This window comes from Acinetobacter sp. ESL0695 (genome assembly GCF_029392135.1).
Taxonomy (GTDB): domain Bacteria; phylum Pseudomonadota; class Gammaproteobacteria; order Pseudomonadales; family Moraxellaceae; genus Acinetobacter; species Acinetobacter pollinis.
Genome location: NZ_CP113932.1, coordinates 1,204,035 through 1,218,764 on the forward strand (window position 1 = coordinate 1,204,035; position 14,730 = coordinate 1,218,764).

Annotated in this window: 12 protein-coding genes; 5 read left to right on the forward strand and 7 right to left on the reverse strand. The window is 34.7% G+C overall.

The window, feature by feature from the left end:
- Positions 1 to 90 precede the first annotated feature (90 nt).
- Positions 91 to 1,326, reverse strand: a complete 1,236-nt coding sequence (locus OZX61_RS05670; protein WP_195772354.1) for a pyridoxal phosphate-dependent aminotransferase — start codon at positions 1,324 to 1,326, stop codon at positions 91 to 93.
- Positions 1,327 to 1,479: 153 nt separating this feature from the next.
- Between OZX61_RS05670 and msrB the strand changes: the two genes are divergently transcribed.
- From msrB to OZX61_RS05685, 3 genes are all read left to right on the forward strand, one after another.
- A complete protein-coding gene (gene msrB / locus OZX61_RS05675; RefSeq protein ID WP_195772355.1) occupies positions 1,480 to 1,899 on the forward strand; it encodes a peptide-methionine (R)-S-oxide reductase MsrB in 420 nt (139 codons plus the stop codon).
- Positions 1,896 to 2,381: a glutathione peroxidase gene (locus OZX61_RS05680; RefSeq protein WP_277095585.1), complete on the forward strand. Its 486-nt coding sequence runs from the start codon at positions 1,896 to 1,898 to the stop codon at positions 2,379 to 2,381. Before msrB ends, OZX61_RS05680 begins: the two co-directional genes overlap by 4 nt.
- 229 nt (positions 2,382 to 2,610) lie before the next feature.
- Positions 2,611 to 3,783 (forward strand): lactonase family protein, encoded by a 1,173-nt coding sequence (locus OZX61_RS05685; RefSeq protein WP_211140200.1) that lies wholly within the window; start codon positions 2,611 to 2,613, stop codon positions 3,781 to 3,783.
- A 134-nt stretch (positions 3,784 to 3,917) separates the two neighbouring features.
- Here the strand turns inward: OZX61_RS05685 and OZX61_RS05690 are convergent, their stop codons facing one another.
- From OZX61_RS05690 to OZX61_RS05705, 4 genes are all read right to left on the reverse strand, one after another.
- On the reverse strand, positions 3,918 to 5,132 hold the full coding sequence (locus OZX61_RS05690; protein WP_277095586.1) for a mechanosensitive ion channel domain-containing protein: 1,215 nt from the start codon (positions 5,130 to 5,132) through the stop codon (positions 3,918 to 3,920).
- 118 nt (positions 5,133 to 5,250) lie between these two features.
- Positions 5,251 to 5,787: a DUF2058 domain-containing protein gene (locus OZX61_RS05695; protein WP_195772358.1), complete on the reverse strand. Its 537-nt coding sequence runs from the start codon at positions 5,785 to 5,787 to the stop codon at positions 5,251 to 5,253.
- Positions 5,788 to 5,895: 108 nt separating this feature from the next.
- Complete coding sequence (sstT, locus tag OZX61_RS05700; protein WP_277095587.1) at positions 5,896 to 7,098, reverse strand: serine/threonine transporter SstT; 1,203 nt, start codon at positions 7,096 to 7,098, stop codon at positions 5,896 to 5,898.
- A gap of 294 nt (positions 7,099 to 7,392) precedes the next feature.
- Positions 7,393 to 7,701 carry a metalloregulator ArsR/SmtB family transcription factor gene (locus OZX61_RS05705; RefSeq protein WP_195774112.1) on the reverse strand — a complete coding sequence of 103 codons (309 nt, stop codon included), beginning with the start codon at positions 7,699 to 7,701 and terminating at the stop codon, positions 7,393 to 7,395.
- 737 nt (positions 7,702 to 8,438) lie between these two features.
- Between OZX61_RS05705 and OZX61_RS05710 the strand changes: the two genes are divergently transcribed.
- On the forward strand, positions 8,439 to 9,905 hold the full coding sequence (locus tag OZX61_RS05710) for an amino acid permease (RefSeq protein WP_195774042.1): 1,467 nt from the start codon (positions 8,439 to 8,441) through the stop codon (positions 9,903 to 9,905).
- A gap of 453 nt (positions 9,906 to 10,358) precedes the next feature.
- Complete coding sequence (locus tag OZX61_RS05715) at positions 10,359 to 10,829, forward strand: Lrp/AsnC family transcriptional regulator (protein WP_195772690.1); 471 nt, start codon at positions 10,359 to 10,361, stop codon at positions 10,827 to 10,829.
- A gap of 39 nt (positions 10,830 to 10,868) precedes the next feature.
- On the opposite strand, the gene dapC is transcribed toward OZX61_RS05715, so the two are convergent.
- Together dapC and glnD are read right to left on the reverse strand one after the other, a co-directional pair.
- On the reverse strand, positions 10,869 to 12,038 hold the full coding sequence (gene dapC, locus OZX61_RS05720; RefSeq protein WP_277095588.1) for a succinyldiaminopimelate transaminase: 1,170 nt from the start codon (positions 12,036 to 12,038) through the stop codon (positions 10,869 to 10,871).
- 8 nt (positions 12,039 to 12,046) lie between these two features.
- Positions 12,047 to 14,716 carry a [protein-PII] uridylyltransferase gene (glnD, locus tag OZX61_RS05725; RefSeq protein WP_195772692.1) on the reverse strand — a complete coding sequence of 890 codons (2,670 nt, stop codon included), beginning with the start codon at positions 14,714 to 14,716 and terminating at the stop codon, positions 12,047 to 12,049.
- Positions 14,717 to 14,730: the final 14 nt, after the last annotated feature.

Sequence of the window (14,730 nt, forward strand, 5' to 3'; positions counted from 1 at the left end):
GAAAGTAAATCCTAGATTTGAAGAATTTAAAAACATAAAATAAGCAAAAACCATACCAGCTTAACTGATATGGTCTTATATTTGAATAAATTAGCGAATAGAAGCTAAAAAGCGTCCAATGCGTTGAATAGCTTCACGTAATTCATTTTCAGCTGGTAGAAATACTACGCGAAAGTGATCTGGTGTGGGCCAGTTAAAACCTGTACCTTGTACTAATAGCACTTTTTCAGCACGTAATAGATCCAGCATAAGTTTCTCATCATCATGAATTGGGTAAATATCTGGATCTAAACGAGGGAAGCAATACATTGCACCTTCTGGTTTAACACAGCTTACACCGGGAATTTCATTCAGCATTTCCCATGCAATATTACGTTGTTCATATAGTCTTCCGCCTGGACGAATGAGGTCATTAATTGTTTGGTAGCCACCAAGTGCGGTTTGTATCGCAAATTGTGCTTGATGATTTGCACACAGTCGCATAGAGGCCAACATATTTAAGCCTTCAATATAATCTTCTGCACGAGATTTATCGCCAGTAATGGTCATCCAACCTGAGCGGTAACCTGCAATACGATACGCTTTAGATAGTCCATTAAAAGTAATACAAAGCTGGTCACCTGCAAGTGCAGCCACAGATACATGTTCAATGCCATCGTAAACAATTTTATCGTAAATCTCGTCTGCAAATAAAATCAGATCATATTTTTTTGCCAAGACAATAATTTTTTCTAATACATGGCGTGGATAAACTGAGCCCGTAGGGTTATTTGGATTGATAATTACAATTCCGCGTGTACTTTGCGTGATTTTGCTTTCCATATCAGCCAAATCTGGGTACCAATGATCTTCTTCATCACATTTATAATGAATTGCGGTACCACCTGAAAGATTAACGGCTGCTGTCCATAATGGATAGTCAGGCATAGGTACTAAGACTTCATCACCATTATCTAATAGTCCCTGCATCGCCATAACAATGAGTTCAGAAACGCCGTTACCAATGTATACGTCATTAACATGCATGTCACGTATACCTTTTTGCTGATAGTACTGGCAAATTGCTTTACGTGCGGGAAAAATACCTTTTGAATCTGTATATCCAATTGCATTGGGTAAGTTAAGTGCAACATCATTGATAATTTCTTGTGGGGCTTCGAAACCAAAAGGTGCAGGATTACCAATATTTAATTTAATAATGCGGTGTCCTTGCTCCTCCATTTCGTTGGCGGCGCGTAACACTGGTCCACGAATGTCATAGCAAACATGCTCTAACTTAGATGACTTTTTAATTTCGCGTGGTGTGGTGTTACCTATAACCGGCATAGTCTTGTCCAATTGTATGTATGTTAAGGAAAAAATTGATTACCTAATTCTCACAATCTATGTGAAATAGTGCTAGCATTTTAGTCGTTGGTAGCGTAAATATAAAGAAAAGAAATCAGGCTATTGAATTTTATAGATTGAAAGGAGTTCATCATGGGAAAAGTCAATAAAACAGACCGTGAATGGAAAAGAGAATTATCGCCAGAAGAGTATCGAATTACCCGCGAAAAAGGAACGGAAGCCCCTTTCACAGGAAAATATTGGAATACCAAGCAAGCAGGAGAGTATGTTTGCCGTTGTTGTGGGGAGGTCTTATTTTTATCAGAAACAAAATACGACAGTGGTTGTGGTTGGCCAAGTTTTTTTCAACCACTAAACCATGCTGTGATTGAAGAACATGAAGACTTAAGCCATGGAATGAGTCGTACTGAAGTGGTTTGTCATCATTGTGGTGCACATTTGGGTCATGTATTTGAAGATGGCCCACAACCTACTGGGCTGCGTTACTGTATAAACTCAGCCTCATTACATTTACAAACAAAAGAAAAAAATGATGGGGAAACATATCCATGACAACAATTTACCAGTTGGAAGCAGAATTGCTAAATGGATTAGAAAAGAAATTTTCTGACTATGAGGGGAAAGTTTTACTGATTGTGAATACTGCTAGTAAATGTGGGTTTACACCGCAGTTTGCAGGTCTGGAAAAGTTATATCAAGAATTTAAAGATAAAGACTTTGAGGTTTTAGGTTTCCCATGTAATCAATTTGGTGGACAAGACCCTGCATCAAATAATGAAATTGGCCTGTTTTGTCAAAAAAATTACGGTGTAAGTTTTCCAATGTTTGCCAAAGTGGATGTAAAAGGGCCAGAGGCGCATCCAATTTTTCGTTTTCTCACACGTGAAGTTAAAGGTGTACTGGGGACGCATAATATTAAATGGAACTTTACCAAGTTCTTAGTAGGTAGAGATGGAAAGGTACTTCAGCGTTATGCACCGACTACGAAGCCTGAAGCACTTGAAAAAGATATACAAACAGCGCTTGTAAGTTAGTCTCGAATAAAATGAAGAAGGGGTATCTCCCTTCTTTATATATTTGTTGATATTGTTTATGTTTATTATATACATATGCAATATATAAGAGAAAAACAGTTGTCCAATTGATAATTAAAAACTATGCTAAAGATGAAGAGTATTTTAGTTAAGTGGTTATTATCAAAATATTTTTATTCGAATTTTTAACCTTATCGATTTTGTCAGGTAGTTACGTATGATTCAAAAAATGAATAAATTTGCAGCAGCATTAAGTTTATGTTTACCATTGCTTTACAGCAATATGTCTTTTGCAGAGAATAGAACAATGATTCCAGAACAAAAATTTTTAGTAGGTACTTGGTCGGGTATGCCTGAAACGGCAAAATTATCAAAAGACTTTGCCAGTCAAGGTGTATATACAGTTAAGTTAAATAGTGATGGAACAATGCTTCCATTAAGCGAATTAAAAATGAAAGATCCATCATGGATCACATTTTCAAAAGATTATAAATTCGCTTACATTACTAATGAAATGGAAGAAGGTACAGTGACGGCTGTAGCTGTGGGTAAAGACGGCCAACTTAAAGAAATTAATCATGTAAAAAGTTTAGGTGATCATCCAACTCATTCAGCATTGTCTGTAGATGGTAAATTCCTAGCTGTTGCCAACTATTCAGTTGGACCAAATAAATCAGGTGTATCTGTTTTACCTATTCTAGCCAATGGTGGATTAGGTGAAGTTGCTCAAAATATTAAATTCTTAGATGGAAGTGGGGTTATTGAAGGGCGTCAAGACTCTGGTCATGCGCATTCTGTGACATTTACACCTGATGGAAAAACGCTTTATGTAGCAGACTTAGGTGCTGACGTTGTTAAAGCTTATGATTATCAACCCAATGAAAAACAACCATTACGTGCAAATACTGCTTTAGATTTACATTTTGCTAAAGGCAGTGGCCCCCGTCACATGGTATTTTCTGCAAATGGAAAATTTGCATATGTAACCACTGAAATGTCTGCTGAAGTCATTGTGTTTGAAAGAATTGGTAAGAAGTTCATTCAGGTGCAAAAGCAATCTTTGGCTGTAAAAGACCATGAAAGTCATAAAAGTGCCTCTGGTTTAATTTTCTCTCCTGACAACAAATTTTTATATGTTGGTAACAGAAAAGAAGTGAATGAGATCATATCTTATAAGGTCGATGGCGTAAGTGGCAAACTTTCTTTGGTTGGTCGTTATACTAGTGGTGGTGTAGAGCCAAGAGCATTCTCTATGGATAAAACTGGTGAATATTTACTTATTTCAAATGTTCACTCGCATACAGTAAGTGAGTTTAAGCGTAATAAAGAAACGGGTGCACTTACACCGACACGTATTGCATTGCAAATTGGCCAGCCGACAGACATTAAATTCTTTGAATAATCTGAATGTAGAATAAGAGATATGCATTTCAAATTTTCTTATTTTAAATCTTAGTTCAGATTTATTAGAATGCACAAACAGAACGCATAGAGTTATATTCATCAATCGCAATATGACTCTATGCGTTATATATTTTAAAGTGCTGTAGGTGCCTGATAAATCTTTAAATTAAATTCAGGCAAGATAGAAATAAGATGATCGAAAATATCGGATTGAATTGCTTCATATTCGACCCAAATGGTTGTATTGGTAAATGCATATATTTCAAGAGGTAAACCTACACTGGTAGGTTGCATTTGTCTAACAAGAATTAATTCCTCTTTTGCAATGCCATCTTTTTGCTTGAGATAAAAATCAACATACGCACGAAAGGTTCCTAAATTTGTTAGGCGCCGTTGGTTGTACTTTGCTTGACTCATTAAGGTATGGTTGAACTCTGTAATTTCGGTTTCTTTTTTATTTAAATAATTATTCAAAAGTAAAAAATCTTTGAGCTTGTTTAGTTCATCATCAGACATAAACCCAATACTATTTTGATCAATGTAAATTGAACGCTTAATACGGCGTACGCCTGCACTGGCAACACCACGCCAATTTCTAAATGTATCTGTGACCAATTTATTAGTCGGGATTGTTGTAATTGTTTTATCAAAATTTTGTACTGTCACCGTATGCAAAGACATATCTATGACATCGCCGTCTGCATTTAGGGATGGCATCTCAATCCAGTCACCAATACGGATCATGTCATAAGATGCAATTTGAACACTAGCTACCAATGATAAGATTGTATTTTGAAATACCAACATTAAGATGGTGGCCATTGCACCAAAACCTGCCAATAAATTAAATACATCTTTCTTTAGAAAAGTACCTAAGATCATGAGTGCACAAACCACGAAAATCATTAGCTTAACGAGCTGTAGATACCCTTTAATCGGTTTGTTTTTTGCGTTTGGGCTTTTTTGATACATAGTATTGAATACATTTAGAACTTCACTAAAAGTAAGTGCAATACTCAAAAAAATTGATGTTTGTGCAATCATTTGGAATAAATGAATGATCTTTTCAGAAAGATGTGGAACCGAGTCAATGCCATTCATAATAATAAGTGCAGGCACTATATTTGCAAGACGTCGAATAACATTGTGATGTGCAAGTGCAGAGTTCCTTGCGGAGGGTAGACGCATTAGAATTTTTTGGATTCCTTGTACCACCACTTTTTTTGCAATAAAGTTTGCAATGTATGCTGCTAAAAAAAGTGCACTCATTCCAAGGAGCATTTCTAGCCAAGGAAATTTGTCTGTCCAGTCAAAGAGTTCTACCAAAGATTTTGATATATCTTTCAATTTTAACGTCTGCCTTAAAGATTTTCATATTCTTGTTTTATTTTAAAGGCTACATAAAAAAATGACATCACTTACAGTATATAATCTGTAAGTGATGTCAGAAAACGATATCAATGGATTACCACATCAAGTCATCAGGGATAACATACGCTGCGTATGGATCTTCATCATCTGTAGTTTGAGTATTTTCCTCTGACTTATTCCAAATCATAAAGCCTTCGAGTTTTTGGTCAATACGTTCCGCAAGTGCATGAGGTAAAAGTGCATAACCTGAAGCTTCTTTTGCAATGACTAAGCTTCCTGCGACCAATGCATTATAAATTTGTTGATTGATATATAGCTTTTTAATTTTATTATCATCTACAAATTGATAGCTAATTTCTCCATCAATTTCTTTCACTTTGTGTTGCTGTATCATTTGTTGAACATTGGCTTTTAATGTCTTTTCTTCTATCTTTTTTTGTTTTTCTGCATTTAATGCTAAGTCTTTTTCTTGTTTAGATTGTTGATCTTGGACAATTTTGCTTTTAAGCGATTCGTGGTTACTTGTACCTATTCGCTGTTCGTGCTGTGCTTGTTTGCTCAGTTTCTTCGCTTTTTTATTGTCAACGAGCCCAGCTTTTAAAAGTTGTGCCTGTAGTGCATTTTTTACCATAGTAAATATATCCAATGAATGCCATTATAAAATCTTCAAGCATGCATCATAACATTGAATATATAGTGGATTAAAAACGGCGTAATAAAATTACGCCGTAATTGCTGATTATTTATCTTTATAGCCTTGGTCGGCTGCGATAACAAACAAAACATCTGTTGAAGAGTTTAGTGCTGTTTCGGTAGAGTCTTGTATAACACTAATAACCATACCAATGGCAACGACTTGCATAGCCACTTCTGATGAAATACCAAATAAACCACATGCAACAGGAACAAGTAGAAGAGAACCACCTGCTACTCCAGATGCACCACATGCCGAAATACTTGCAACAATACATAAGATAAGCATTGTCGAGAAATCAACATGAATACCTAAGGTATTCACTGTAGCAAGTGTTAATGTGGTAATGGTGACTGCTGCACCGCACATATTAATGGTAGAACCAAGTGGTACAATAACATTTGTTGTTGATTCATCTACACCACAACGACGGGCAAGATCTAAATTAACCGGAATATTTGCAGCAGAACTGCGTGTAAAGAAGGCTGTAATTCCACTCTCTTTTAAACACTTAAGAACCAGTGGGTAAGGGTTCCCTTTAATTACAATTGCAACGATAATCGGGTTAATGACAAATGCGACAAAGAACATTGTCCCTAGAAGAACTGCGAGTAAGTGTGAGTAACTTTTGAAAGTATCTACACCTGCAGAGGCAAATGTTACAGTCACTAAACCAAAAATACCAATAGGTGCAAAAGAGATTACAAGTTTAATAACTTTATTAATTGCAGCGGAAGTATCATGAATAAATGTTTTTGTAGTGTGTGAACTGTGACGAAATGCAATCCCTAAAATGATAGCCCATGCAAGAATACCAATAAAGTTTGCTTCACTGAGTGCAACAACAGGATTAGATACAAAGCTAAGTACTAAGTTTTTAAGAATAACAGTGATACTACCTGGAGGTTGTACACTTTGGTCTGCAGGAAGGTGTAATAGTAATGATGTTGGAAAAAGCTTGTCTGCAACGACAGCACTAAATGCAGAAAGAAGCATACCAATGGTGTACATAACCATAATGGGTTTAAAGTTCTTTGCACTTTGAGTTGCTTGGAAGTTTGCAATAGAAGAAATAACAAGAATAAAAACAAGAATTGGAGCAACGGATTTTAGCGCTTTAATGAAGACATCTCCAAGAAGACTAAAATAGGGTGCAATGTTCGGGAAAAGAAACGCAACAATGACACCAAGAATAATTGCAATAATAATTCGAGTCACTAAGCTTAATCGTTTTAGAGCTGACAGCATAAATGAGCCTTTTAAAGTCTTCAGTGTTTTAGCGATTTAAAACAGGTATTGATGACTTCTATCTAACGGTAAACGGAGAAGAGTTGTAGGGGGAATACTTTTACTTAGAAAAAAGAGATATTTCAATTAAATTAGAACGATTTGATTATTATGTATTCTATTTTAGGTAAAAAAAGTGAAATTTGACGCTTTTATGTGCTAGATATCATTTTTATAAATACTGGTATAAAAAATAAAAATGATATAGCCATGAGAGAAATTATTGTCTAATTTCTCTCATGGTTTAGGTATGAATTATTGATAGAATTGTGAAAAACGATTCAAAATAGTATTGAAGCGTTGATCTTTGATTGAGTAGTAAATCTGTTTTCCTGCACGTCTTGTTGATACAACGCCGTTTTTACGAAGAATCATCAATTGTTGTGACAACGTAGGTTGTAATATTTTTGTTTTTTCCTCTATTTCAGAAACATTTAATTCTTCTATAAGTAGATGGCTTAAAATGACTAAGCGATCTTTGTTCGCTAAGGACTTTAACATTACAACGATATCGTCTGATTGATCACGAATAACATTCATGCTCATGTCAAGAGTTGCTTCCATTTTTTAATCCTTTTTCTAGTGTATTTGAATATGAGAACAATATACAAAAGATCTATGTATAAAAAATGGATTTAATGCATAAGTTGTAAGATAACTATGGTTTTATAATATATATATTATTTATTTTATGTGAAAGGGTTTTTTATTTTTCTATAAATAATTGATAATATTAAAATATTAACTTATATGTGCTTTTTTTTTAGATTTTTTTTATATAAATATTTTAAAAATATAATAAATTTCACGTTTATTTTTTAAGTTATTGATAATTATATTTAAATTTGTTTATTTTCTCTTTTTTAGTGATAATGTTTCTCATCTTTTGTTTAAAATATAATCTTTTTTATGAATTTTTTTTTACAAAAAGATATATAAAATGATTTGACTAATTTTGAATATTTTTCTGAGAAATAGAGATGAGTGGTTTTGGATAGGCTTTTTTGATCATATATCTCTATAATTCACCGTGTGGTGATAGGATGTTAATTTTAAATTCAAAAATATCTCAGATTTAAATAAACTGATTATAAGCATATATAACAACTGTTTATGTTTTGATGATACGTGCTATGGAGAATAAATTTTAATAAACCATTATTAAAACTGAATTTGTATATTATTAAGGCAAATATCTCTTTTTTTTTTAATATTTAAATGCTTGATGGCATATATTTTGCATTACATATTCAATACCAGAAATTTTTAACCTATACGATAAATGTATAAGGGGCAATATTATGAATAAAGATACAGATAAGTCCATAAATGTTAAAGGTGATCTATTTGGGGGGCATCTTGATAACGATGAAGAAAAACTACAACGATCATTAACCAATCGCCATATTCAATTGCTTGCTATTGGTGGTGCAATTGGTACCGGACTCTTCATGGGTACAGGAAAAACCCTGAGTCTATCTGGAACATCTATTGTTCTAACTTATATGATTATTGGTTTTTTCTTTTATTTTATTATGAGAGCAATGGGTGAGTTATTGCTTTCGAATTCTAACTATAAGTCATTTGCAGATTTTGCTACGGCTTATTTAGGTCCTTGGGCAGGTTTCTTCCTTGGCTGGTCTTATTGGATGCTTTGGATTATCGTAGCGATTACAGATATTATTGTGATTGGTGGGTACTTCCAGTTTTGGTTCCCCGACATATCTCAATGGATTCCTGCATTCATTACAGTTGTTACACTGACGACATTAAATCTGCTTACAGTTAAATTATTTGGTGAAACAGAGTTTTGGTTTGCGCTGATTAAAATTGTTGCCATTATTGCATTCTTATTGGTCGGTATTTATTTGATCGCAACTGGCTTTACATCGCCAAATGGTGTGAAAGCATCACTTTCACATATTGTTGAGGCTGGATCTATTTTTCCACATGGTTTTTCAGGATTCCTTGCTGGTTTCCAAATTGCTGTATTTGCGTTTGTTGGTATTGAGCTGATTGGAACAACAGCAGCAGAAACTAAAGATCCGAACAAAACGTTACCTAAAGCAATTAACTCTATACCACTACGAATTTTATTGTTCTATGTGGGTGCTTTGATTTGCATTATCTCTGTGACTTCGTGGGCAAAAGTAAGTCCAAGTCAAAGTCCATTTGTGCATATGTTTACATTAATTGGGTTACCAATTGCGGCAACTTTGGTCAATTTTGTGGTTACTACCTCTGCTATGTCATCTGCAAACAGTGGTATTTTCGCAACCAGTCGTATGATGTATGGTTTAGCTGTTGAAAAAGATGCACCAAAATACTTTAAAAAGTTATCTAAAGGCAGAGTACCTGTAAATAGCCTCTTATTTTCTATGGGGTGTATTGTTATTGGTACAAGTATGCTTTTCATTATTCCAAACGTAATGACTGCTTTTACAATCTTTTCTTCTTTAACTACTGTACTTATTCTTTTTGTCTATGGAATGATGTTAATTTCATATCTTGCATACCGTAAGAAAGCACCAGAACTTCATAAGAGCTCTGTGTATAAAATGCCAATGGGTGTAGTTATGTCATGGGTATGTCTTGCATTTTTAGTGTTTGTTGCAGTGGTATTAAGTTTAGATCATGATACTCGTATTGCAATTTATTTCTCTCCAATTTGGTTTGGTGGACTTTATATTGCATATCGTTATCGTGCTAAAAGAAACGCCGAACGTTCATGGATTCTTCAACACGGTAAGCGTATTGAACGTGAATAATTCGAGATTTAATCGTATTTAATAATAAGGTCAACATTTGTTGGCCTTTTTTTAATAATTTTTTTTTAAATTTTAACTAAAATTAATAAGAAAATAAGCTTAAAAACTAACTTATGGAAAAAAATACAGATAATTATTTTTTTTGTAGAAAATTTTTTAAAAATACGTCAAAATTTATTTTATTTAGGAAAATAATTCGATTCGGTTAGCGCTATATTATAAATCAGGGTGTGATGGGGATCGAGAAGAAAGTCAGTTAGATTGGGAGATTGCTGACATAACTCAAAAGGTTTATTCTCGGCTTTAAACACAGTAAACCAAAAGTTGATCTGCAACAGCAATATGTTAACCATATATTGCCGTTTAAAGTAAACAATATGTTTTCCCTTGACCCTTAAAATTTATGCCTACCTCGATATATTTTCCAAAAAAAACTTAACTATAAGGGAAAATATGCAACTTGATCGTTTTGATAAACAGATTCTTGAAATTCTAACTCACGAAGATTTAAATTTAAATGAGCTCTCAGAGCGCATTAATTTATCTGTCAGTTCTGTGCATCGCCGTATTAAACTATTAATCGAAGCAAATGTAATGACAAGTCTTAAACGAGAAATTAATTACGCAAAGTTAGGTTTTAAATTACATATTCTTCTACAAGTTTCTCTAAGCAAGCATGACAGTGAGACATTTGATGTGTTTCTGGCAGAAATTGAATCAATTGCAGAAGTGATTAACGCATATTTAGTGACAGGCCAAAGTGCAGATTTTATTGTAGAAATGGTTGCAAAGGATATGGAAAATTATAGTGAGATTTTATTACGCCGAATTGCAAAAATTGATAATGTAACCGCACTTCACTCAAGTTTTGTCATTAAGAAATATGATGTATTTAACTGTCATAGTATGTTAAGCCATATTTAATTTTAATAAAAATGGGGAGAGATTCTCCCCATTATATGACTATAAAATATTTTTCAATCTTCGAGCTACTTCTTCACATTGCTGTATGTCGGCTACAAGTGCCATACGAACATGATTTTCGCCTGGATTTCCTTCTTTTGTATCTCTAGATAGATAACGTCCCGGAAGGACTTTTATGTTTGCTTCCTTAAGAAGTTTTTTTGCAAAAGCTTCATCATTATCTACTTTCAGCCAGTAGTAAAATCCAGCATCTGGTTTCTCAAGTGGTAAGAGGTGGCCGAGCTCATTTTGGAACAGGTCAAACTTTTGACGATATTGCTTTCTGTTTTCTTCTACATGGCACTCATCATTCCACGCCACAATGGAGGCCAATTGGTGCTGTACAGGCATTGCTGCACCATGATAGGTCCTATACTTCAAATATGGTGCAAGTAAGGTTGAATCGCCCGCAATAAAGCCAGAACGCATGCCTGGCAAGTTAGAACGCTTCGAAAGTGAATGAAATACAACACAGTTCTTATAATCATTTCGCCCCATTTTGGCGCATGCTTCAAGTAATCCTACAGGAGGCTGTTCAAACCAAAGCTCTGAATAGCACTCATCTGATGCAATAATAAAATTATATTGATCAGAAAGTTGAATAAGCTGTTGTAGTTGTTCTGTTGTGAACGTTGCTCCTGTTGGATTACCCGGTGTACAGATAAATAATAGAGAAGTCTTTTCCCAAACTTCAGCAGGAACACGGTCAAAATCACCTAAGTAATTGTTTTCAGCAGTACAGTTTATAAAATAAGGTGTACCTCCCGCGAGGATGGTTGCACCTTCATAGATTTGGTAAAACGGATTTGGCATAACAACGTAAGGGTTTTCCTCACGATTTATGACGGCTTGAACGAATGAAAAAATGGCTTCTCGTGTACCAGACACAGGAAGCACTTCTGATTCGGCGCTGAGTTCATTTAGGTGGAATCTTTGAATTAACCAATTCGAGATCGCCTGACGTAATTCTGGTAAACCTTTACTACTTGGGTAAGTTGAGAGATGTTTAAAGTTTTGTTGTAAAGCATCTATTACAATTTGTGGCGCAGGGTGTTTAGGTTCACCAATTGAAAGTGGAATAAGTGGTAAATCTATAGGCTGAATGCCTGAAAAAAGCTGATTTAGCTTTTCAAATGGATAAGGATGTAATTGTGTTAAATGATGATTCATAAATATGATTACCGATGTTGAATAGTCACTTGATTAGATGCTTCATCTAAAGCAGCTTTTAACTGTTGAGTAAGAAGAAGAGATTCTTCTTCAGAAAGTGGAATGTCATCTTTTTTAGTGACGAAGAAAATATCTTCAGCCTTCTCGCCAAGTGTGACAATTTTTGCAGAATGAATATCTAAGCCTTGCATCATGAATAAACCGCCAATTTTGGCAAGTAGTCCAGGATGATCGAGTGTAGAAATCTCGACAATATTTTTTTGTAAAGATGTATCAAAACGAATAGATACCTTATTTTCTATATTGAAGTGTCTTAATTGTCGAGGAATACGCCGTTGCATAAGATTTGGATACTGGTCTAAATGACTTAAAGCTTCTAAGAGTGCATTTTTTACAGTATTTTGTCGTTCGGGATCATTCAATAATGTACCAAATCGATCTAATACAATGTAAGTATCTAAACTAAAATCTGTATTTGCTGTAATAATACGTGCATTTTGCACATCAAGATTCATTCGATCGAGTACAGCAACAGTAGTTGCAAATAAGTTTGGTTTATCTTGTGTATAAATAAAGACTTGAACGGCATCTTGAGCGGCTTGTCGTTGCGCTCTTAACAAGATTAGTGGAGCAGAGTTATTTCCATGTTCTAGTATTGCTTTCGTATGCCAAACAATTTCATCTGCAGATTCTTTAATGAAATACTCATCTCCAAGAGCTTGCCATACTTGCTCAACTTCACTTAAAGAGAATTCATGTACTAATTTTTCACTTGCTGTAAATTTAGTGTCTTCAATGAGCATTTGATAATCTACAGGGCGATCTAAACCATGGCGAATGACTTCTCGTGTTTGGGTATAGAGTTGGCGCATAAGAGAAGCACGCCATGTATTCCATAGTTTTGGATTAGTTGCGTTGATGTCTGCAACTGTAAGCGTATATAGATAATTCAGATAATCCATATCTCCAAGCTGATCGGCGAACGCTTTAATAATATCTGGATCTGAGATATCTTTCTTTTGCGCTGTAAGTGACATTAAGAGATGGTTTTGTATAAGCCAGACAATCAATTTTGTATCTGATTCTGAAATTCCATGAGCCTCACAAAAATCATATGCATCTTTTGCACCAAGCTCACTATGATCGCCACCGCGTCCTTTGGCAATGTCGTGAAATAGTGCTGCAATCATAATAATTTCTTTACGTTGCAGACGTTGATATACCGAGCTGACGACTGAAAAAGATTTTGCAAACTCTGGTTCTTGGAATCGTTCAAGATTTCTTAAGAGAAGGAGTGTATGTTGATCCACCGTGTAAATATGAAATAAGTCATATTGCATGAGACCCATAATTTGTCCAAAGGCAGGCAAGTAATTACCTAAAATGCCGTAGCGTCGCATATGAGAAAGCGTTTCATAGAGACGATTTGATGAACGAATAATTTGAATGAAAATTTCACGATGGGCTGGATTATCCCTAAAATTCTGATCAATACTCTTGGCTGCTAACACCAATAAGCGTAATGTACGTGCTCGAATACCTGTAATTTCAGGATGTATACCAATTAAATAAAATATTTCTAAAATTGCACTTGGGTGTTCTGCAAATACTTTGTGATGCTGAACGGCAATCTTTCCATCAATAAGTTTGAATCGCTCATTCAGTACAGTGGTATGTTTTTGTATTTCATCTTTTGGCTGAATTGCAACTTGATTAAAGTAATCAAGGAGAATTTCATTGAGCGTAAAAACTTGTTGCGCCATTCTATAATAGCGCTTCATGAATTGTTCAATCGGATAGTTATGATGCTGATCTATGTCATTAGAATATCCAAACTTTGCAGCAATCTCTCGTTGATAGTCAAATAAAAGTCGATTTTCATCTCGTTTGGTAAGTTTGTGCAGATAGTGTCGAATTTCCCAATAAAATGTTTCTGCTTGCTCTAGCATTTCTAGCTCAAATTCGGAAATAAAACCCAAATGAACTAAATCATAAATACGATTCACTCTAAAATGTCTTTTGGCAATCCAACCGATTTGATTCATATCTCGAATGCCGCCCGGCGCATTCTTGATATCAGGTTCTAAGTTGCTCTCAGTATTATTATGTTGTGCATGTCTATTTTTTTGTTCTTTCATCTTTGCATCAAAGAAATCTCGATCTGTCCATACTTCATTTACAGTACGCCGTGGCCATTTGGCCAGCGTCTCATTACCAATAATAAGTCGAGCCTCTATAAGCGAGGTTGCAATAGTAAGATCTGATTTGGCTTGTTCTACACACGATTGGAGTGTTCGTACGCTAACACCAGGTTTAAAGTTAATATCCCATAAAAGAGCAATAAACTTAGATACTTTTTCTTCTTGTATTATATTTAGGTCAGATGTAGATAAAATCATAATATCTACATCTGAGTAAGGAAGCATTTCTTTGCGACCATAGCCACCCACAGCAAATAATGATATTTCACTTTCTTCAGACAGTTTGGTCATATGCCATAAGAATGTTAAAGCATCATCAATTGCATTTGATCGAGCCAATACAATGTCACGTATGCTATAACCATATTTTTCAAAATTTTGATCAAGCTGATTTTCTATATCATTTCGCCATTGTTGTAATGATGAAATATCTTGGTCATGTTGAATATATTCAGTTAAAGCGCGCATTTCTACCATTGTATTTGCCTTTT